General features: G+C 71.1%; 22 protein-coding genes. 7 read left to right on the top strand and 15 right to left on the bottom strand.

Features of this window, described 5'->3' with window-relative positions:
* Positions 1 to 35: 35 nt before the first annotated feature.
* From ABZ444_RS35475 to sigE, 4 genes are all read right to left on the bottom strand, one after another.
* The gene (locus tag ABZ444_RS35475) at positions 36 to 389 is read right to left on the bottom strand and encodes a sec-independent translocase (RefSeq protein WP_358006783.1); all 354 of its coding nucleotides are present in this window, start codon (positions 387 to 389) and stop codon (positions 36 to 38) included.
* An 87-nt stretch (positions 390 to 476) separates the two neighbouring features.
* On the bottom strand, positions 477 to 2,237 hold the full coding sequence (locus tag ABZ444_RS35470; RefSeq protein WP_358006780.1) for a trypsin-like peptidase domain-containing protein: 1,761 nt from the start codon (positions 2,235 to 2,237) through the stop codon (positions 477 to 479).
* Between the two features lie 156 nt (positions 2,238 to 2,393).
* Positions 2,394 to 2,918 (bottom strand): anti-sigma factor, encoded by a 525-nt coding sequence (locus tag ABZ444_RS35465; RefSeq protein WP_357974326.1) that lies wholly within the window; start codon positions 2,916 to 2,918, stop codon positions 2,394 to 2,396.
* Between the two features lies 1 nt (position 2,919).
* Complete coding sequence (gene sigE / locus ABZ444_RS35460) at positions 2,920 to 3,552, bottom strand: RNA polymerase sigma factor SigE (RefSeq protein WP_358006777.1); 633 nt, start codon at positions 3,550 to 3,552, stop codon at positions 2,920 to 2,922.
* 161 nt (positions 3,553 to 3,713) lie between these two features.
* On the opposite strand from sigE, the gene ABZ444_RS35455 reads away from it, so the two are divergent.
* The gene (locus ABZ444_RS35455; protein WP_358006774.1) at positions 3,714 to 4,352 is read left to right on the top strand and encodes an O-methyltransferase; all 639 of its coding nucleotides are present in this window, start codon (positions 3,714 to 3,716) and stop codon (positions 4,350 to 4,352) included.
* A 28-nt stretch (positions 4,353 to 4,380) separates the two neighbouring features.
* Here ABZ444_RS35455 and ABZ444_RS35450 read toward each other — a convergent pair whose 3' ends face one another.
* Positions 4,381 to 5,796 (bottom strand): leucyl aminopeptidase, encoded by a 1,416-nt coding sequence (locus tag ABZ444_RS35450; RefSeq protein WP_358006771.1) that lies wholly within the window; start codon positions 5,794 to 5,796, stop codon positions 4,381 to 4,383.
* Between the two features lie 75 nt (positions 5,797 to 5,871).
* Positions 5,872 to 6,039: a DUF3117 domain-containing protein gene (locus ABZ444_RS35445; protein WP_020545024.1), complete on the bottom strand. Its 168-nt coding sequence runs from the start codon at positions 6,037 to 6,039 to the stop codon at positions 5,872 to 5,874.
* A 159-nt stretch (positions 6,040 to 6,198) separates the two neighbouring features.
* On the opposite strand from ABZ444_RS35445, the gene ABZ444_RS35440 reads away from it, so the two are divergent.
* Both ABZ444_RS35440 and ABZ444_RS35435 read left to right on the top strand, forming a co-directional pair.
* Positions 6,199 to 6,996 carry a PaaX family transcriptional regulator C-terminal domain-containing protein gene (locus ABZ444_RS35440; protein WP_358006768.1) on the top strand — a complete coding sequence of 266 codons (798 nt, stop codon included), beginning with the start codon at positions 6,199 to 6,201 and terminating at the stop codon, positions 6,994 to 6,996.
* A gap of 11 nt (positions 6,997 to 7,007) precedes the next feature.
* Positions 7,008 to 7,769 (top strand): enoyl-CoA hydratase-related protein, encoded by a 762-nt coding sequence (locus tag ABZ444_RS35435; protein WP_358006870.1) that lies wholly within the window; start codon positions 7,008 to 7,010, stop codon positions 7,767 to 7,769.
* Between the two features lie 10 nt (positions 7,770 to 7,779).
* Here ABZ444_RS35435 and ABZ444_RS35430 read toward each other — a convergent pair whose 3' ends face one another.
* The 6 genes from ABZ444_RS35430 to ABZ444_RS35405 form a co-directional block, all read right to left on the bottom strand.
* A complete protein-coding gene (locus ABZ444_RS35430; RefSeq protein WP_358006765.1) occupies positions 7,780 to 8,325 on the bottom strand; it encodes a DNA-3-methyladenine glycosylase I in 546 nt (181 codons plus the stop codon).
* Positions 8,322 to 8,936 (bottom strand): hypothetical protein, encoded by a 615-nt coding sequence (locus ABZ444_RS35425; RefSeq protein WP_358006762.1) that lies wholly within the window; start codon positions 8,934 to 8,936, stop codon positions 8,322 to 8,324. Before ABZ444_RS35425 ends, ABZ444_RS35430 begins: the two co-directional genes overlap by 4 nt.
* 72 nt (positions 8,937 to 9,008) lie before the next feature.
* Positions 9,009 to 9,593, bottom strand: coding sequence for a TIGR00730 family Rossman fold protein (locus ABZ444_RS35420; RefSeq protein WP_357974343.1), 585 nt, complete (start codon positions 9,591 to 9,593; stop codon positions 9,009 to 9,011).
* A gap of 11 nt (positions 9,594 to 9,604) precedes the next feature.
* Positions 9,605 to 10,405: a TIGR00730 family Rossman fold protein gene (locus ABZ444_RS35415; protein ID WP_358006759.1), complete on the bottom strand. Its 801-nt coding sequence runs from the start codon at positions 10,403 to 10,405 to the stop codon at positions 9,605 to 9,607.
* A gap of 238 nt (positions 10,406 to 10,643) precedes the next feature.
* Complete coding sequence (gene dapE / locus ABZ444_RS35410; RefSeq protein ID WP_358006756.1) at positions 10,644 to 11,699, bottom strand: succinyl-diaminopimelate desuccinylase; 1,056 nt, start codon at positions 11,697 to 11,699, stop codon at positions 10,644 to 10,646.
* Positions 11,699 to 12,517 (bottom strand): 2,3,4,5-tetrahydropyridine-2,6-dicarboxylate N-succinyltransferase, encoded by an 819-nt coding sequence (locus tag ABZ444_RS35405; RefSeq protein WP_352325370.1) that lies wholly within the window; start codon positions 12,515 to 12,517, stop codon positions 11,699 to 11,701. The genes dapE and ABZ444_RS35405 overlap by 1 nt, the downstream gene beginning before the upstream one ends.
* Between ABZ444_RS35405 and ABZ444_RS35400 the strand changes: the two genes are divergently transcribed.
* Positions 12,516 to 13,373 (top strand): hypothetical protein, encoded by an 858-nt coding sequence (locus tag ABZ444_RS35400; RefSeq protein ID WP_358006753.1) that lies wholly within the window; start codon positions 12,516 to 12,518, stop codon positions 13,371 to 13,373. The genes ABZ444_RS35405 and ABZ444_RS35400 overlap by 2 nt on opposite strands.
* Positions 13,374 to 13,409: 36 nt before the next feature.
* Here the strand turns inward: ABZ444_RS35400 and ABZ444_RS35395 are convergent, their stop codons facing one another.
* From ABZ444_RS35395 to fdxA, 3 genes are all read right to left on the bottom strand, one after another.
* Positions 13,410 to 14,084 (bottom strand): DUF4178 domain-containing protein, encoded by a 675-nt coding sequence (locus ABZ444_RS35395; RefSeq protein WP_358006750.1) that lies wholly within the window; start codon positions 14,082 to 14,084, stop codon positions 13,410 to 13,412.
* Between the two features lie 76 nt (positions 14,085 to 14,160).
* Complete coding sequence (gene dapC / locus ABZ444_RS35390) at positions 14,161 to 15,231, bottom strand: succinyldiaminopimelate transaminase (protein ID WP_358006747.1); 1,071 nt, start codon at positions 15,229 to 15,231, stop codon at positions 14,161 to 14,163.
* A 93-nt stretch (positions 15,232 to 15,324) separates the two neighbouring features.
* Complete coding sequence (fdxA, locus tag ABZ444_RS35385; RefSeq protein WP_106240826.1) at positions 15,325 to 15,651, bottom strand: ferredoxin; 327 nt, start codon at positions 15,649 to 15,651, stop codon at positions 15,325 to 15,327.
* A 105-nt stretch (positions 15,652 to 15,756) separates the two neighbouring features.
* Between fdxA and ABZ444_RS35380 the strand changes: the two genes are divergently transcribed.
* From ABZ444_RS35380 to ABZ444_RS35370, 3 genes are all read left to right on the top strand, one after another.
* Positions 15,757 to 15,987 (top strand): hypothetical protein, encoded by a 231-nt coding sequence (locus tag ABZ444_RS35380; protein ID WP_358006744.1) that lies wholly within the window; start codon positions 15,757 to 15,759, stop codon positions 15,985 to 15,987.
* A gap of 17 nt (positions 15,988 to 16,004) precedes the next feature.
* Positions 16,005 to 17,078: an extracellular solute-binding protein gene (locus tag ABZ444_RS35375; RefSeq protein ID WP_358006741.1), complete on the top strand. Its 1,074-nt coding sequence runs from the start codon at positions 16,005 to 16,007 to the stop codon at positions 17,076 to 17,078.
* Positions 17,079 to 17,179: 101 nt separating this feature from the next.
* Positions 17,180 to 17,956 (top strand): methyltransferase domain-containing protein, encoded by a 777-nt coding sequence (locus ABZ444_RS35370; RefSeq protein ID WP_357974368.1) that lies wholly within the window; start codon positions 17,180 to 17,182, stop codon positions 17,954 to 17,956.
* Positions 17,957 to 18,160: the final 204 nt, after the last annotated feature.

Genomic DNA, 18,160 nt, shown 5'->3' with positions numbered 1-18,160 from the left:
AGCTGAGCGGGCCCGTCGCGCGTCTGCAGGGTGTGTCAGGTGGCCTCGGAGTCGTAGGGGGGCAGCTCGCCAATGCCGAGCTCCGACGGCGGCTCAGGGGCGTCGTAGGACGCGACGGCGGCCGGGGGGCGGCCGTTCCAGTCGTCCTCCAGCTCGTCGAGGAGATGCTTGCGGACGAAGTTCTTCGGGTTGAGGTCGGCGGGGTCGAAGTTCTGGAACTCCGGCCCGAGGCCCGCCCGCAGGTCGTCGCGCGCGTTGTTGGCCATGCGCCGCAGGTTGCGCAGCGTCTTGCCCGCCTGCGAGGCGGCCTGCGGCAACTTGTCAGGACCGAAGACCAGGAGCGCGATGACGATCAGCGCTCCGACCTCCATCCACCCGAGTCCGAACACCGTACGCTCCTACCCGCAGTCCACAATCCTCTCCACAGACTAAAGGCTCCAGCCCGTGGCTGAACCGTCCCCCATGGGTCATATCACTCAGGACGGGGTGGGAGCCGGTTGATCGTCGGCGACGATGGTGAGGGTGGCGGTGCGTTCCTGGCCGGCGCGCTGGTACTTGATGGTGAGCTTGGCGCCCGGCGCCTTGCTGCGGATCAGCGCGATCAGCTCGTTGCCGTCCTGCAGCGCCAGCCCGTCGACCTCCAGGATGACGTCGCCCGCCTTCAGCCCGGCCTTGTCGGCGGGACCGTTGGCGTCGACCGGCTGGCGGCCCTCGGCGGGCTCGGAGGCGATGCGCACGCCCTGGCCCTTGTAGTCCTTGTCCAGCACGATGCCGATCTTGGGACGCTTGGCCTTGCCCGTGGTGATCAGCTCCTCGGCCACCCGCCGCGTCTGGTTCACCGGGATCGCGAAGCCCAGGCCGATGCTGCCGCTCTGGCTGTTCACCGAACGGCTGAGGGTGGCGATCGCCGAGTTCACCCCGACCACCTCGCCCCGGCCGTTGACCAGCGGGCCGCCGGAGTTGCCGGGGTTGATGGCGGCGTCTGTCTGGATGGCGCTGATGTAGGCGGGCTCCTCGGTGGCGGCGCCCGTCTCGTCACCGGCGATGACCGGACGGTTGAGCGAGCTGACGATGCCCGTGGTGACCGTGCCGCTGAGGCCGAGCGGCGAGCCGATGGCGATCACCGGGTCGCCCACCACGACCTGGTCGGAGTTGCCGAGGGTGATCTCCGGCGTGCCGAAGGTCTCCTCGGGCTTGACCACGGCCAGGTCGGAGCCCGGGTCGCGGCCGACGATGCGGCCCGCGGTGGTCTTGCGGTTGTTGAACATGATCCGGATCTCGCCGCCCTTGGCGGCCATGGCGACCACGTGGTTGTTGGTCACCACGTAGCCGTTCTTGATCAGGAATCCGGAGCCGGAGGCGCCCTCGGTGTTGGTGCCGTTGCCGACCTCCAGCGAGACCACGCTGGGCAGCACCCGCGCGGCCACGCCGGCCACCGAGTCGGGCGCCCTGTTGGTCGCGCCCGTCGGGGCCGGGCCGAGGCTGTAGGACGGGTCGGTGCCGCTGCTGCCCGACCTGGTCAGCAGGTACGTGCCGAGGCTGCCGAGCACGGAGGCCACCAGCGCGATGACCACGGCGATCGCGATCAGCACGCCGACGTTGAGCCCGCGCCTGGGCATCGCGCCCGCGCCGGGCCCGCCCTGGGGCGGCGGCGGGGCCCATCCCGGGCCCATGCCCAGGGCCTGCCGCGGCGGCGGCGGCTGGTTGCCGCCGTAGGCGCCCATGAAGGGCGGTGGCTGCATCGGCCGCGGCCCGGTCTCCGCCGGCCCGAAGGACGGGGTCTCGTATATCCGCGTGCCGCCAGGGCTCTCGAACGGCCTCTCGTACCCCCGCGGCCCGGCGGGGCTCTCGAAGGACGGGCCCTCGTACGCCCGCGTGCCCCCGTCGTGCGGCGGCACGCCATCGGAACGCCCCGGCGACTCGTACGGCGACACCGGGCTCTCGGAACGGCCGGACGACTCGTACGGCGACGCACCCGCACTGTCGGAACGGCCGAGCGACTCGTACGGCGACGCACCCACGCTGTCGGAGCGGCCAGGCGGCTCGTACGGCGACGCACCCTGGCTGTCAGGGCGGCCCGACGGGTCGCCCCAGGACGCGCCGAACGAGGCGGGCGGGTCGGGCCGTCGGTCCGCCTGCTCGCCCGGCTCGTCGGCGGGCAGGAACTCCGGCCGCCCCTGTGGCTCGGGGAAGTCCGACGTCGTGCGTCCTTCGTCCGGGCGCGTCTCGTCGGTCATCTACGTCTCACCACTCCTTGCTCGGCCACCGCAATCTTGGCTCTGGCGGCATACGAGGGTCATAAAAGGCTTTGTTTGTGACAAATCCCGAACCCAGATCGTATGCCCCAAGCATCGTCGACTACGCCACCCGAGTATCCCAGGCGAGCCCCCGGTTCAGGGCGTGGCGGTCGGCGGCGCGCTGGTGGCCGGCGAGTGCGGGACCCGCCAGAGCTCGACCGGCGGCGGCGAGGTCTGGGGCCCTGTGCCCGAGACCGCGAAGAAGGTGCCGAGTGCGACCGCGGCGGACACCACGCCCACCGCGACGTACGCGCCGCGCCGCCTACCGCCCCGCCCAGGGCCCGAGGCCCCAGCGGTGGCGTCCCTGCGCGGGCGGTTGTCCAGGGGCGCGATGCTGTGGGGCCCAGGAATGGGCACCCCCCCGAACGTACGGGTAGGGAAAGGGCGCTCCCTCGGCGGCAGCGGCCCACCCGGCTCCGCCATGCGCAGCAGCGACATGGTGAGATCGGCCGGCATCGCCGGGCCGTCGAGCGAGCGCAGGCGCGACTTCAGCGCCCGCATCGACTCGACCTCTCGCCGGCAGTCAGCACAGAAGGTCAGGTGGGCGAGCGCGCGATCGCGCTCGGTGTGGTTCAGCTCTCCGTCGACGAGCGCCGAAACGCGTTCTCCTAGATGAGCCATATCAGACTTCCTCCCCACTGATCACGGTCGGGGGGAGTTGGGTAGTACGGGGGGCTCGATGGTCGAGCGCCTCCCGCAACTGCGCCCGGCCACGGTGAATACGGCTTCGGACCGTACCCAGCTTGACGCCGAGCGTGGCCGCGATCTCCTCGTAGGACAGGCCCTCGATGTCACACAGCACGATCGCGGCCCGGAACTCCGGGGCGAGCGCGTCGAGGGCGGCTTGGATATCGGGCTCCAGGTGGGCGTCGTCGAACGCCTGCGCCGGCGACGGCTCACGGCCGCGCAGCCGCTCGGCGGCGTCGTCGGCCAGCCCCTCGAACCGGATGCGCTGCTTGCGCCGCGCCATGTCGAGGAACAGGTTCGTCGTGATCCGGTGCAGCCAGCCCTCGAACGTGCCGGGGGTGTAGCTCGACAGCGACCTGAAGACCCTGACGAAGACCTCCTGCGTGAGGTCCTCGGCATCGTGGACATTGCCGGTAAGCCGGTACGCCAGCCGGTACACGCGTGCGGAATGAGTCCGCACCACTTCCTCCCATGTGGGAGGCGTCCAATCAGACGACACGGGAGTATCCGCCTGGTGGTCGCTTTCGTCCACCAGCACTCCTCTCTTTGGGACCACCGCTACCGTCATAGTGCCTGGTTTCGTCCCTTCGTGCGCACTGCCTGCCTTCCGGACCGGCAAAGCCCGTTTAAACCTGCAACGCCTTCGGACCGTCCTGAGTTCCCGTGCAGGCGTGACTCCCCTAGGCTGCGATCGGTGACCAATCGCACGAAAGTGGGGGGAGGAGGCCGATGACCAGTCCGGTGGAGGCCACTCTGGCCTATGCGGAGCAGTTCCATCACGAGGATGAGATCCTGCACGCGGCGCGTCAGCGCGGGCTGGAGATGGGTGCGGTGCCCATCCTTCCCGGGGGCGGGGCGGCGCTCTGCTTCCTCGCCACCGTCGTCAACGCCAAGTCGGTCGTCGAGATCGGCACCGGCTGCGGCGTCTCGGGGCTGTGGCTGCTGCGCGGCATGCGCGGCGACGGCACGCTGACCAGCGTCGACGTCGAGCCCGAGCACCAGCGGCTGGCCCGGCAGGCGTTCGCGGAGGCGGGCTTCTCCGGCGGGCGGGTGCGGCTGATCTCGGGCCGGGCGCTCGACGTGCTGCCCCGGCTCTCCGACGGCGGCTACGACATGGTCTTCGCCGACGGCGCCAAACAGGAGTACGCCGACTACCTGGCCGAGGCGGTGCGCCTGCTGCGCGTCGGCGGCGTGGTGGCCTTCGACAACGCGCTGTGGCACGACCGGGTGGCCGATCCCACGCAGCGCGACCCCGACACGGTCTCGCTGCGCGAGCTGGGCAAGCTGGTGCAGGGCGACGACCGGCTGCGGTCGGTGCTCATGCCCCTGGGCGACGGCCTGCTGGCCGCCGTGAAGATCGCCCAGTAGCCCGCGCCGGGCCCCGAACCAGCCCGGGTCAGCCCCGGGTCAGCCACTCCAGCAGCACGCGCACGCCGAACCCGGTCGCGCCCTTGGTCAGGGTGCCCTCGTCGACCGTGCTGCGGCCGACGCCGGCGATGTCGAGGTGCGCCCACGGGCGCTTGCCCGCGAACTCCCGCAGGAACAGCGCCGCCGTGATGGACCCCGCGCCGTAGCGGGAGCCGCTCTCGACGTTGGCCAGGTCGGCGATCGAGGACTCCAGGGCCGGGGCGTAGTCGTCGATCAGCGGCATGCGCCAGAGCCGGTCGTCGCTGGCCTGACCGGCGGCCAGGAGCTGGGCGGCCAGGTCTTCGTCGGAGGCGTAGACGGCGCCGACGTTCCGGCCGAGCGCCACGGAGATGGCCCCGGTGAGGGTGGCGATGTCCACGACCGCGTCGGGGTCGAGCTCGGCGTCGGCGTAGGCCAGCGCGTCGGCCAGCACGAGCCGGCCCTCGGCGTCGGTGTTCAGCACCTCGACCGTGCGGCCGCCGTAGTGCCTGATGACGTCGCTGGGACGCTGGGCGGTGCCGGACGGCATGTTCTCGGCCGCGGCGATCAGGCCCGTCACGCGTACGGGGGCGCCCAGCCGGGCCAGCGCGGCCAGCACGGCGATCACCACCGCGCCGCCCGCCATGTCGGTCTTCTGGGTCTTCATGTTCTCGGTCGGCTTGAGCGACAGGCCGCCCGAGTCGAACGTGATGCCCTTGCCCACCAGCACGACGTGCCGCTCGGCCGGCTGCTCGGGGACGTAGGAGAGCTGGATCAGCCGGGGCGGCCGGACCGAGCCGCGCCCGACGGCCACGATGCCGCCGAACCCCTCGGCCTGGAGCTGCTCCTCGTCCCACACCCGCACCGGCAGGCCCTGCTCGGCGGCGCGCTCGGCGAGCCAGGCGGGATGCTTGACCGAGGACGGCATGTTGGCCAGGTCGCGGGCCAGCGCGACGGCCTCCGCCACGATCTCGGCCCGGCGCACCGGCTCCTCGTCGGCGCCGGCGAACTCGATCGACCGCACGCCCTTCCGGCCCTCTTTGCCGATCTTGAAGGTGTATCCGGCCAGCAGCGCGGCCTCCGCGAACGCCGCGACGTCGCCCTCGGGCGGCACCACGGTCAGCGTGTCGCGGCCCTTGACCTTGCGCGCCAGCGCCGCACCGGCCCTGCGCAGCGCCCGCGGCGAGCCGTCGCCCACTCCGTACAGGAGCACGCGCCCGACCCCGCCCGCCCGCGCCACGGGGACCTCGACGATCTCGCCCGCCTCTCCCTTGGCCTCGTAGTGGGCCAGCAGGTCGGCGACCGGAAGGTGCAGCTCGACGTACGGCTCGACAGAGGGACGCAGGTCGGAGGTGTAGGGCACGGCCAGCAGCTCGGCACCCTCGGGAACCTCGGCGACCGCGGAGACGGTGGTCTCGATGGGCACGGAGCCCTCCAAACGTCAGCGACCCTGGCGCCGGACTTACGCCAGGGTCGGAGGATCAGGTTGTCTCGGGAGCGCTCAGCCGACGACGTTCTTCAACGCCTCGCCGAGCGCCTTTGCCTCGTCGGCGGAGATCTCCACGACGAGCCGGCCGCCACCTTCGAGAGGGACCCGCATGACTATGCCGCGCCCTTCCTTGGTGACCTCGAGCGGACCATCGCCGGTCCGCGGCTTCATCGCCGCCATGCGTGCATCCCTTCCTGCCTTGGGCTCCCGCGGCCCGCGATTTCCGACCGCCCGAGGGGGTGGTCGGCGCATTCACGTCTTCTGTGATGTCCTATTCTCCCGCATCGAGAGCCCTCATGGGTAACGATCTCCTCCCAGAATGCGTTGTCGAGGCAGGCGATGGCGTCCAAACTGGACTTCGTGCACGCTCGCGCCGCTCTCTTCGACCTGTACGGAGACCACCTGCGTTCGCGCGGTGGGCAGGCGACCGTGGCCGCGCTCGTACGGCTCATGAACCCCCTGGAAATCGCCGCTCCGGCCGTCCGCACGGCGGTCTCGCGGATGGTCCGGCAGGGCTGGTTGCGCCCGCTGCGGCTGCCCCAGGGAGCCGGCTACGGGCTCACCCCGAAGTGTGTCAGGCGCCTTGATGAGGCAGCGCTGAGAATTTACCGATCAGGGACACTCGCCTGGCACGGCCGCTGGCACGTGATCGTCTTCGAGCCGGTCAGGGAGCGCCAGCGCCGGGAGCGGATCAGGGCCGACCTGACCTTCCTGGGCTACGCCTGCCTGTCGGAGACGACGTGGATCGGGCCGCGCTCCTCCATCGAGCTGGACAACCTGCTGGACGGCGAGGGCGTGCGGGCCGACCGGTTCGACGCGGCGCTGGAGGGCGACCCGCGCGAGCTGGTGGCGCGGGCCTGGGACCTGGCGGCCATCGGCGAGGCGTACGAGCACTGGCACACCGAGGCTGTCACGCTGATCAGCACCCTGCCCGAGGACGCCCCGCCCGACCGGGTGTTCGCCACCAGGAGCAGACTGGTGCACGGTTGGCGCAACTTCCTGTTCCGCGACCCCGGGCTGCCGGCCGAGCTGCTGCCCGCGGGCTGGCCGGGCGAGAAGGCCCGCACGTTCTTCGAGCAGGAGGCCACCAGGCTGCTGCCCGCAGCCGCCGCGTTCGTCGACAGGGAGCTCATGTGATCCGTTACGACATGGCCGACGCCGTCGCCACCCTCACCCTCGACCGGCCGGAGTCGATGAACTCGCTCACGGCCGAGGTCAAGGCCGCGCTGCTGGCGGCGGTGGGCAGGGCGGCGGCCGACCCCGAGGTCAGGGCGGTGCTGCTCACCGGCTCGGGCCGGGCCTTCTGCGCCGGCCAGGACCTGCGCGAGCACGCCGCCAACCTGGCCGCGGGCCGCGGGCTGGCCGACACCGTGCGCGAGCACTACAACCCGATCATCGAGCTGATCGCGACCATGCCCAAGCCGGTCGTGGCGGCGGTCAACGGCGTCGCCGCGGGCGCCGGCGCGGCCCTGGCCTTCGCCTGCGACCTGCGCGTCGCCTCCGACAAGGCCAAGTTCGCGCTGGCGTTCGCGGGCATCGGGCTGGCCCCCGACTCCGGCGCGTCCTGGACGTTGCAGCGCCTGGTCGGCCGGGGCCGCGCGACCGAGCTGCTGCTGCTCGGCGAGCCGCTCGACGCGTCCGCCGCGCTCGACCTGGGGCTGGTCACCCGCGTGGTGCCCGCCGACGACCTGCCGAAGACCGCCCACGAGCTGGCCGTACGCCTGGCCGCCGGGCCCACCACGGCCTACGCCGCCACCAAGCGCGCGCTGGCCCACTCCGCCACGCACTCGCTGGCCGACTCGCTCGCGCTGGAGGCCGACCTGCAGGACGCGTGCGTGGCCACCGAGGACCACCAGGACGCCACCCGCGCCTTCCTGGCCAAGGAGCGGCCGGTGTTCAGGGGCCGCTGAGCGGCGGCGCTCAGCGGGCCAGGCAGCCCTCGATGTGGTCGTTGACCAGCCCGATCGCCTGCATCAGCGCGTACGCGGTGGTCGGGCCGACGAACCTGAACCCGTGCTTGCGCAGCTCCTTGGCCAGGGCCCTGGAGCCGGGGGTGATGGCGGGCACGTCGGCCATCGTCCGGGGCACCGGCGCGTCGGGGTCGGCGAACCGCCACACCAGCTCCGACAGGCCCTCGGGCAGGTCGAGCGCGGCCCTGGCGTTGCCGATCACGGCCTCGATCTTGGCCCGGTTGCGGACGATCCCGGCGTCGCCGAGCAGCCGTTCGACGTCGCGCTCGGTGTAGGCCGCCACCTTGACGGTCGAGAAGCCGTCGAAGGCGGCGCGGAAGTTCTCCCGCTTGCGCAGGATCGTCAGCCACGACAGGCCCGACTGGAACGCCTCCAGCGCCACGCGTTCGAAGACCTCGTCGTCGCCCTTGACCGGGCGGCCCCACTCCTCGTCGTGGTAGGTGATGTACAGCGGGTCGCCCATGCCCGGCCAGGTGCACCGGATGAGTTCGGTCACGGGCGCTCGTCCTCGTCCTTGTCCTTGCCCAGGGTCGCGTGCACGGAGTCGTCGTCCTTCTCGGGCTCGTCCTGCTCGGGCTCGTCCTTCTCGGGCTCGTCGGTCTTGGGCTCGTCCTGCTCGGGGATGTGCCAGTCCGGCTCCTCCGACGGGTCGCGCAGCTCCGGCTCGCTCGCCCACTCCACCGTCGCGCCGCTCGACGTGACCGGGTCGCCGGACTCCGGCAGCTCCCTGGGCGCGGTGGGCGCCTCGGGCTCGTGGTCGGTGCGCAGCCCGGCCCCGGGCGTGGCGTAGATCTCCTGGCGCGCGTGCAGCCGGCTGGACAGCAGCTCCGACACCCGCTGCTCCAGGACGGCGATCCTGGTGTCGCGGGCGCTGATGGCCTGGGCGGCCCGGCGCAGGGTCTCGTCGACGCTCTGCGTGTGGTACCCGACCAGGTTGACCGGTAGTTGCAGCGCCATGAAGTCGACCGCCGTGAGCTGTCCGGCCTCGGGCAGGTCGAGCGGCGGGACGTCCGGCGGGAACTCGGTCAGCTCCCCGCCTCTGCCGAGGGAGACCAGGACCACGCAGGCCAGGATGGCGATCGCGGCGATGGCGAGTATGACCAGCACATTGGCATCGTACTCATATGGACGAGCGCGTTCAGCGATCTACCACAAGTGCGGGCAATCGGGGCAGGCTGGTCAGCCGGTGGCCTCACCCAGCTCGGCGACGCTCGGACGGACCGGCTGCGGACGCGCCTCGAGGTGGGCGAACGCCTCTTCGACCGTGGTCGTCCAGGAGATCGCGTCGAAGACGTCGGCCCGGGTGAAGCCCTCGGCGTGCATGCCGGAGACGAGCTGCCGCAGCGGCTCGTACAGGCCCCAGGGGTCGAGGATCACCAGCGGCCGGTCGTGGATGCCGAGCACCCGCGCCGTCCAGATCTCGAACAGCTCCTCCAGGGTGCCGATGCCGCCGGGCAGCACGAGGAAGGCGTCGGAGCGGGCGTCCATGACGCCCTTGCGCTCGCGCATGCCGTCGGTGACGATCAGCTCGTCGGAGTCGGTGTCGGCCACCTCGATGTCCACCAGCACCTGCGGGATCACGCCGACCGTGAACCCGCCGGCGGCGCGGGCGGCGGAGGTGACCGCGCCCATGCACGAGACCGTGGCGCCGCCGCTCACCAGCGTGTGACCACGCCTGGCGAGCTCGGCGCCCACCTCCCGGGCCAGGTCGACGTACTTCCTGTCGATGCGGAGGCTGGAGGCGCAGAAGACGCAGATGTTCACGGGCCGACAGCCTATTGGGGCTCCGCGGTCTGGGCGGCGGCGGCCTCCAGCTCCTCCTCCCGCTGGTGGGAACGGGCCCGGTCGGAGTCGGCGATGATCCGCACGGCCTCGTCGGGGTCGTCGGTGACGGAGATCAGGTCGAGGTCCTGGGCGGCGATCTTGCCGGTGCCGAGCAGGGTGTTCTTGATCCAGTCGAGCAGGCCGCCCCAGAACTCCGAGCCCATCAGCACGACCGGGAACGAGGTGACCTTGTGGGTCTGGACCAGCGTCAGCGCCTCGAAGAGCTCGTCGAGCGTGCCGAAGCCGCCGGGAAGGGCGATGAAGCCGCGCGAGTACTTGACGAACATCGTCTTGCGCACGAAGAAGTAGCGGAACTCGATGCCGAGGTCGACGTAGTCGTTCATGCGCTGCTCGAACGGCAGCTCGATGCCGAGCCCGACGGACACCGCGCCCTCGACCTCGGAGGCGCCCCGGTTGGCCGCCTCCATGACGCCGGGGCCGCCGCCGGTGATCACCGCGTAGCCGGACTCGGCCAGCGCCCGGCCGAGCCGCCGGCCCATCTGGTATTCGGGGGTGCCCTCGGGGGTGCGGGCCGAGCCGAAGACCGTGATCGCCGCGGGCAGCTCGGCGAGCTGGCCGAACCCCTCCACGAACTCGGCCTGGATGCGCAGCACCCGCCACGGGTCCATGTGCACCCAGTCGGACGGGCCCTGCCGGTCGAGCAGCCGCTGGTCGTGGGTGGAGCTGGGGACGAGACTCCCGCGCACGACCGCCTGCCCCTGACGGCGTTCGGCTCGTTGCTTCTGTTCCATGGTGGTCACGCTAGTCCTCTCCGTACCGGCCCGCGGTGCCGTTCCAGACCCGGGCCGCGCCCGCCGAAGCGGGCACTTCGAGGATGAACGCCCAGGTCGAAGGCCAGATGAAGGCTCCGAAAAAATCTTGGGAAAAGCAGGGAACCGAATTTCGACCCCCCTGCGTCTAACTGCCGAGGGTGCTGCTCGGGACTGAAAGTGGCTTTCCCCGCCAAATGGCCGGCGAGGAAAGCCACTTTCATTTTGTCAGCCAGTTCAGCAGGGCCCGCTCGCTCTCCGTGATCTTCGGCAGCGACACGTACTCGCCCTGCTGGTGCGCCAGGTTCGGGTCGCCGGGGCCGTAGTTCACGGCCGGGACGCCGAGCGCGGAGAAGCGGGAGACGTCCGTCCAGCCCAGCTTGGCGCGCGGGGTGCCGCCGACCGCGGCGGCGAAGGCGGCGGCCACGGGATGCGTCAGGCCGGGCCTCGCCCCGGGCGCCGCGTCGAGGAAGCTCACCTCGTAGCCCTCGAACACCTCGCGCACGTGCTGCTCGGCCTGCTCGACCGTCAGGTCGGGGGCGAAGCGGTAGTTGACGGTGACCACGCACTCGTCGGGGATGACGTTGCCGGCCACGCCGCCGCGCACCGCGACCGCGTTGAGCCCCTCGTGGTACTCCAGCCCGTCGACCACCGGCAGCCGCGCCTCGTAGGCGTTGAGCCTGGTCAGCACCGGCTCGATGCCGTGGACGGCGTTGACCCCGAACCACGACCTCGCGCTGTGGGCCCGCTTGCCGGTCACGGTGACGTCGGCGCGCAGGGTGCCCTGGCAGCCGCCCTCGATCACGCCGTCGGTCGGCTCCATCAGCACCGCGAAGTCGGCCGCCAGCCACTCGGGGTGGTCTCTGGCGACCCTGGTCAGGCCGTTGCGCTCGGCCTCGATCTCCTCGCAGTCGTAGAAGACGTACGTCACGTCGCGGTTGGGGGCCGGGACGGTGGCCGCCAGCTTCAGCGCGACCGCCACGCCCGCCTTCATGTCGGAGGTGCCGCAGCCGTAGAGCAGGTCGCCCTCCACCCGGCTCGGCAGGTTGGCCGCGACCGGGACCGTGTCGAGGTGGCCCGCGATCAGCACCCGCTCGGCCCGGCCGAGGTCGGTGCGGGCCACGATCGTCTCGCCGGAGCGGTCGACCTTCAGGTGCGGCAGCGCGGACAGCGCCCGCTCGACCGCGTCGGCCAGGGCCTTCTCGTCGCCGCTCACCGACTCGATGTCCACGATCGCGGCGGTCAGCGCGCGTACGTCCTGTGTCAGGTCCAGCATCAGGTGTTCACTCCATGTTCGCGCAGCACCTCGTTGAGTGCCGCCTTGTCGTGCCGCTGCTCCGGCTCCAGACGCTTGATCACCAGCACGCACGGCAGCCCGAACGTGCCGCCGGGGAACTCCTTCTGCCGCGTGCCGCCGACCGCCACGCACCAGTCGGGCACCCTGCCCCGGGCCAGCTCCTCGCCCGTCTGGACGTCGATCACGGGGATCGTGCCGGACAGGATGGTGCCCGCCCCGATCACCGCGCCCCGGCCCACCCGCGCGCCCTCGACGATCATCGAGCGGCTGCCGATGAACGCGTCGTCCTCCACGACGACCGGCACCGCGCCCGGCGGCTCCAGGACGCCGCCGATGCCCACTCCGCCGGACAGGTGCACGTTCTTACCGATCTGGGCGCATGAGCCCACCGTGGCCCACGTGTCGACCATGGTGCCCGAGTCCACGTACGCGCCGATGTTCGTGAACGACGGCATCAGCACCACCCCCGGCGCCAGGTACGAGCCCCAGCGCGCGATGGCGCCCGGCACCACCCGCACCCCTTCGAAGGACGTCTTGAGCGGCACCCTGTCGTGGTGCTGGAAGTCGCCCACCTGGGAACGTGCCATGCCCAGCAGACGGAAGGCGAGCAGGATCGCGCGCTTGGCCCGCTCGTCCACCACGACCTCGCCGCCGACCAGGCGGGCGACCCGCGCCTCACCCTTGTCCAGCAGGTCGACGGCGCCGACCACCTGGATGCGCGCCTCCACGTCGGCCGGGGACAGCTCCGCGCGTCGTTCCCACAGCTCGTCCACCACCGGGGACATCACGTGACTCATGGCCACGGAGCTTATCCGGCCGGGTAGGTTCTTCAGGGTGCGCCTGCGCTTCTCCCGTGGAGTCATCACCATCGCGATCATCGTCGTGGTCCTCGCCGTCGGCGTCTCCGTGGGGCTCTACCTCCTGCTCAAGCGGGCGACGCCGCTGGTCCTCCCGGAGGCCTACTGCATGGTGCGCACCCCCGAGGGCGTCCTGACCCTCGATCCGGAGCAGGCGCAGGTCTCCGCCACCATCGCCGCCGTCGCGGCCCGCCGCCGCCTGCCCGAGCGGGCCGTCGTCATCGCGTACGGCACCGCGCTGCAGGAGTCCAAGCTGCGCAACCTCTCCTGGGGCGACCGCGACTCGGTGGGCGTGTTCCAGCAGCGCGAGTCGCAGGGCTGGGGGCGCAAGAAGCAGCTGATGGACCCGGTCTACGCCAGCAACAAGTTCTTCGCCGCCCTGGTGAAGGTCAAGGACTACCGCAAGCTGCCGCTGGCCGAGGCGGCCCAGGAGGTGCAGCGGTCCGCGGGCGGCTACGCGTACGCGCAGCACGAGCAGGACGCCAAGATCCTGGCCGCCGCCTTCACCGGCCGGGTGCCCAGGTCCGTCCACTGCTGGTATCCGCCGCCCAAGCAGACGCCCGCGCCGCGGGCCAGGGCCGCCGAGGCGCGCAAGCAGCTCGCCAGGGCGCTCGGCGACCCGGCGATCACGACGAGGAAGCGGGGCTGGCTGGTGGCGTCCTGGTCGGTGGCGTACGCGGAGAAGTACCAGCTGCGGCGCGTCGGCTACAGCGGCGCGACCTGGGTCAACGACGTCGACGCGGACGGCTGGAAGAAGGGCGGCCAGACCGGCGACGGCGAGGTCGAGCTGTCGTGACCGCCCGCGCCTTCCGCCGCGGCTCCGGCGCGGACGTCAGGTGGCGCGGGTGATGATGGTGATCGAGCCCGGCGGCAGCGGCTGGGCGTAGCTGGCGGTCCAGGCGTGGCCCTGGATGCGGTCGAAGGAGAGCAGGCGGCCGTCGGAGGCGTGGTAGTCGGCGAAGTCGAGCAGGCCGCGTTCGGGGTTGCCGGTCTCGCCCTCGCTCCTGAAGGCCGCGGTGCCGCGCTGGATCGGGAAGAACTCCACGCCCTCCATGATCAGCATGCTCTTGGCCGGGACCATGCCCTGCGTCGGCACCTCGGTCCACAGCAGCACCTCGAGATGGGACGCCTCGCCCGCGGCCTTGCCCTCGCGCACCGCGACCGAGAGCCACAGGCGGCGGCGGGCGACGTCGCGCAGGAGGTATTCGATCCACTGCTGGCCCTGCCAGGAGACGTGCATCGCGCCCAGCACCCGGTAGGGGGAGCCGTGCACCTCGATCCGGTCGGCGACCTGGATCGTGCGCGGGTCGGCGTAGTCGGTGCCGGCATGCCCGGGGGCCTCGACCGGCGCCGGCAGCGGGGTCTCGACCGGAGCGACCTCGACCGGTGGCGGCGGCGCGCTCGACCGGCCCCTCCTGTCCTGCCGCATGGTGGCCAGGAACGCCCCCAGCAACAACAGGACGGTGGCGATGCTCAGCCCGAGTACGACCATGGAGGTCATGCTCATCGATCAGCTCGCTCCACTCGCGGTCTGTCTCGGCAGACGCCTTTATCAATTTGTCCGTGCGCTACGACGGGCGATCCTACTGGAGGCGGCGCACGGCCGCACTGATGCGTTCGTCGGTGGCGGTCATCGCGACGCGGATGTGCCGTCCACCAGCCGATCCGTAGAAGTCTCCCGGCGCGACCAAAATTCCGATTTCGGAAAGCTTACTCACTTGATCCCAGGCGTTCTGCCCATTCGACGCCCATAGGTACAGACCGGCGGTCGAATGGTCGATCGTCCACCCCGCCCGCTCCAGCGCGGGGCGCAGCACGGCGCGCCGCGCGGAGTACAGCTCGCGCTGGCGTTCGGCGTGCGTGTCGTCGCCGAGCGCGACCGTCATCGCGTCCTGGACCGGCTTCGGCATGAGCATGCCGGCGTGCTTGCGCGTCTCCAGCAGCCGCTTGACCAGGACGGGATCGCCCGTCACGAACCCCGCCCGGTAGCCGGCCAGGTTGGAGCGCTTGGAGAGCGAGTGGACGGCGAGCAGCCCCTCGTGGGAGCCCCCGCAGACGTCGGGATGGAGGATGGAGACCGGCTGCTCTTCCCAGCCGAGCTCGATGTAGCACTCGTCGGAGGCCACGACCGTGCCGCGCTCGCGCGCCCAGGAGACCACCTTGCGCAGGTGTTCGGCGGGCAGCACGCGCCCGGTCGGGTTGCCCGGGGAGTTGATCCAGAGCAGGTCGACGTGCTCGGGGCCGACCGACAGCGTGCTGTCGGAGGCGGTGGCGGTCGCGCCGGCGAGCCGGGCGCCCACGTCGTAGGTGGGGTAGGCCAGCTCGGGGATGACCACCCGCCGGGCGCCGAGGTAGGTCGGCAGCCAGGCGACGAACTCCTTGGAGCCGATCAGCGGCAGCACGTCCTGCTGGTCGACGGTGACGCCGTGGCGGCGCCGCAGCCAGCCCGCGGCGGCCTCGCGCAGCGCCTTAGTACCGTGGGTCAGCGGGTAGCCAGGGCTGTCCGCGGAATCGCGCAGAGCCTGCTGGACGACCTCGGGCACCGGGTCGACGGGGGTGCCGACCGAGAGGTCGACGATGCCGTCGGGATGCGCCAGGGCACGTTCCTTGTACGGTTCGAGCCGGTCCCAGGGGAAGTCGGGCAGCTTGTTCACGGTTCTCCAGGGTCGTTCGGGCCGTACACGCCTGCCGCGGACACGGGCGCACGGGGCCCGCCCGACGTGGACGGCCCCGGCGCACGCGACTCGCTAGTGGTCCTCGCCCTGCGGCGGCAGCGCGGCCACCACCGGGTGGTCCTTCTCGATCTTGCCGACCTTCGAGGCGCCTCCGGGCGAGCCGAGATCCTCGAAGAAGTCCACGTTCGCCTTGTAGAAGTCCTTCCACTGCTCGGGAAGGTCGTCCTCGTAGAAGATGGCCTCGACGGGGCACACAGGCTCGCACGCGCCGCAGTCCACGCACTCGTCGGGGTGGATGTAAAGCATGCGCTCGCCCTCGTAGATGCAATCGACGGGGCACTCCTCGATGCACGCCTTGTCCAGGACGTCCACGCAAGGCTGCGCGATGACGTAGGTCACCTCGAGCTCCTTTTTCTCCGCACCATGGCATGACTCTGACCGCGGTTTGCTACGCCCTAGTATTGCCGTGCTTGCCAGCTGGCCGAAACGGAGGGTGGCAAACTCATGGCCGCACGCCTCGTCGTCGCGATCACAACTCAGGACATAGGCGCACGGATCACCACTCGAAGACGCGTCCCTGGAGGCTTCCGAGACGCCGTCGGCGTGCTCGAATCCTGGGCGGGCGGCGTGTTGAAAGTTCGCAAGCGGGACGGCACTTTGGTGGAGATCGACGAGGAAACGCTGGTCGCGGCCAAGGTCGTTCCGGTCGCGCCTCCTCGACCTCGGGCGAAGTAACGGTAAGTATTCATTGTGTGACCGTACGTATCTGCGCCGCCGTAGCAGCCGTTCTCGCCAGCGCCGGATGCGGCGCGTCCACGTCCCAGTCCACGTCCGAGGGGTCCAAGGACCTGCCGGTGCTCAACGTCCGGGCCGCTTCGCTGAAGCAGGGCTTCGGCACGATGGGACGCCTGGCCGAGGCCGCCAAGAGCGAGGGCCAGCTCACCGTGATCGGCCTGCCGCACGACTGGGTGAACTACGGCGAGATCATCGACACCTTCGCCGACAAGTACGACATCAAGGTCAACGAGCTGGAACCGGGCGCCAGCAGCAAGCGCGAGCTCGACGCCGCCGCCCAGCTCAAGCCGGACGTGTTCGATCTCACTCTGGACATGGCCGTCTACGGGGCCGACAAGTTCGCGCCGTACAAGGTGACGGGCTGGCAGGACCTGCCCGACCACGTCAAGGACCCCAAGGGGGCCTGGTACGGCGTGTACGGCGGCTACATGTCGATCGGCTACGACCCGCGCGAGGTCAAGGCCCCGGCCTCGTTCCCCGACCTGCTCAAGCCCGGCTACCGCGTCGCGCTCGACGGCGACCCGCTGCGCTCGGCGGCGGCGTTCGGCGGCGTGATGGCCGCGTCCATGAAGGCCGGGGCCAGGCCGGACGCCAGGCAGGGGGTGGACCTGTTCGCCCGGCTCAAGCAGGCCGGGCAGCTCGTCGAGCCGGCCAAGGCGAACGTGATCATCGACTGGGACCACCTCAACGCGACCCGCAGCGCCGACCACGCCGACTCCTGGGAGGTGACGATCCCGCGCGACGCGCCGTTCGGCGGGTACCACGTCCAGGCGATCAGCAAGACCGCCCCGCATCCGGCCGCCGCCCGGCTCTGGCAGGAGTTCCTGTTCTCCGACGAGGGCCAGAACCTGCTGCAGAAGGGCTACGCCCGGCCGGCGCGCGGCGAGGCCATGCTCATGAAGGGCAAGCTCGACACCGAGCAGGCCGCCCGGCTGCCCAAGGCCGCCGGCCCTCCCGTGCTCCTGACGATCCCGCAGACGGACGCGGCGAAGGCGTACCTCAAGCGGGAATGGAGCAAGAGCGTGGGATGAGTCCGTTGTGACTTGATATGTCGTAGAGACGATCAGGCTCTAAAGTGAACGGACAGCACGGCCACGGGGGCCCGATGTCTGACGAATGTGAGCTGATCGTCTTGCGATACGACGCACCGAGCTTGGAGCGGTGGAACAGTCGCGCCTACGACAGCAGTTTCGGGTACGTCTCCACCCAGGGCGCGCCGCTGGTCGACCTGCTCGACCCGCAGCCCGGGGAGCGCGTGCTCGACCTCGGGTGCGGCACCGGGGTGCTGACCGCGCAGATCGCCTTCAGGGGCGCGGACGTCCTGGGCATCGACGGTTCCGCCGCGATGATCGAGAAGGCGCTGGCCCAGTACCCGGGGATCGACTTCATCATCGGCGACGGCCACGACTTCACCGTGGTGGACCCGTACGACGCCGTCTTCTCCAACGCGGCACTCCACTGGATGAGCCGCGATCCCGCCGCCGTGATCGCCAGCGTCCGCGAGGCGCTGAAGCCGGGCGGCCGGTTCGTCGCGGAGATGGGCGGCGCGGGCAACTGCGCGGAGCTGACCGCCGCGATGCTGACCGCCTGGCGCGAGTACGGCCTGCGCGAGCCCGACCTGCCCTGGTACTTCCCCACGCCCGCCGAGTACGCGCGCCGGCTGGAGCAGGAGGGCTTCGTGGTCCGGCTGCTGGAGTACTTCGACCGGCCGACGCCGCTCGACGAGTGCCCCGGCGGGGCCGCCGACTGGGTGCGCATGTTCGCCTCGTCCGTGCTCGAAGGACTGCCGCCGGAGATCGTCGACCCCCTGCTCGGACGGGTCAACGAGCTGGCCGCGCCCGCCCTTCGGAGGGAGACGGGCTGGATGGCCGACTACGTGCGTCTACGCTTTGCCGCTGTTCGGCGCTGATGCGTAGTGCATGATGCGTAGGGCTGTTTTGCCGGACTATGGTCTGTTCCGTGGGCGGCGAGATGTTGGCTGCGCCGCTCCGGCGGCGTGAGGGGCTGGTGAACGGAACGGGATGAACTTCTGCCTGAGCGACCTCGTTCCACCGTTGAGGTGGAGCGACGCGTCGACGATCACGCTACTGACCGGGCAGCCGGATCTGCCGGA

Origin of the sequence: Nonomuraea sp. NPDC005730 (assembly GCF_040630865.1) — a bacterium.
In the GTDB taxonomy this organism is placed as follows: Bacteria; Actinomycetota; Actinomycetes; order Streptosporangiales; family Streptosporangiaceae; genus Nonomuraea.
This window is presented reverse-complemented; position numbering and strand designations above follow the sequence as displayed.

Bases quoted from the DNA above. Each gene is read 5' to 3' on its own strand.
- ABZ444_RS35470 (WP_358006780.1), bottom strand. From the start codon at position 2,237: ATGACCGACGAGACGCGCCCGGACGAAGGACGCACGACGTCGGACTTC.
- ABZ444_RS35465 (WP_357974326.1), bottom strand. From the start codon at position 2,918: ATGGCTCATCTAGGAGAACGCGTTTCGGCGCTCGTCGACGGAGAGCTG.
- sigE (WP_358006777.1), bottom strand. From the start codon at position 3,552: ATGACGGTAGCGGTGGTCCCAAAGAGAGGAGTGCTGGTGGACGAAAGC.
- ABZ444_RS35455 (WP_358006774.1), top strand. From the start codon at position 3,714: ATGACCAGTCCGGTGGAGGCCACTCTGGCCTATGCGGAGCAGTTCCAT.
- ABZ444_RS35445 (WP_020545024.1), bottom strand. From the start codon at position 6,039: ATGGCGGCGATGAAGCCGCGGACCGGCGATGGTCCGCTCGAGGTCACC.
- ABZ444_RS35440 (WP_358006768.1), top strand. From the start codon at position 6,199: ATGGCGTCCAAACTGGACTTCGTGCACGCTCGCGCCGCTCTCTTCGAC.
- ABZ444_RS35435 (WP_358006870.1), top strand. From the start codon at position 7,008: ATGGCCGACGCCGTCGCCACCCTCACCCTCGACCGGCCGGAGTCGATG.
- ABZ444_RS35415 (WP_358006759.1), bottom strand. From the start codon at position 10,405: ATGGAACAGAAGCAACGAGCCGAACGCCGTCAGGGGCAGGCGGTCGTG.
- dapE (WP_358006756.1), bottom strand. From the start codon at position 11,699: ATGCTGGACCTGACACAGGACGTACGCGCGCTGACCGCCGCGATCGTG.
- ABZ444_RS35400 (WP_358006753.1), top strand. From the start codon at position 12,516: ATGGCCACGGAGCTTATCCGGCCGGGTAGGTTCTTCAGGGTGCGCCTG.
- ABZ444_RS35405 (WP_352325370.1), bottom strand. From the start codon at position 12,517: ATGAGTCACGTGATGTCCCCGGTGGTGGACGAGCTGTGGGAACGACGC.
- ABZ444_RS35395 (WP_358006750.1), bottom strand. From the start codon at position 14,084: ATGAGCATGACCTCCATGGTCGTACTCGGGCTGAGCATCGCCACCGTC.
- ABZ444_RS35380 (WP_358006744.1), top strand. From the start codon at position 15,757: ATGGCCGCACGCCTCGTCGTCGCGATCACAACTCAGGACATAGGCGCA.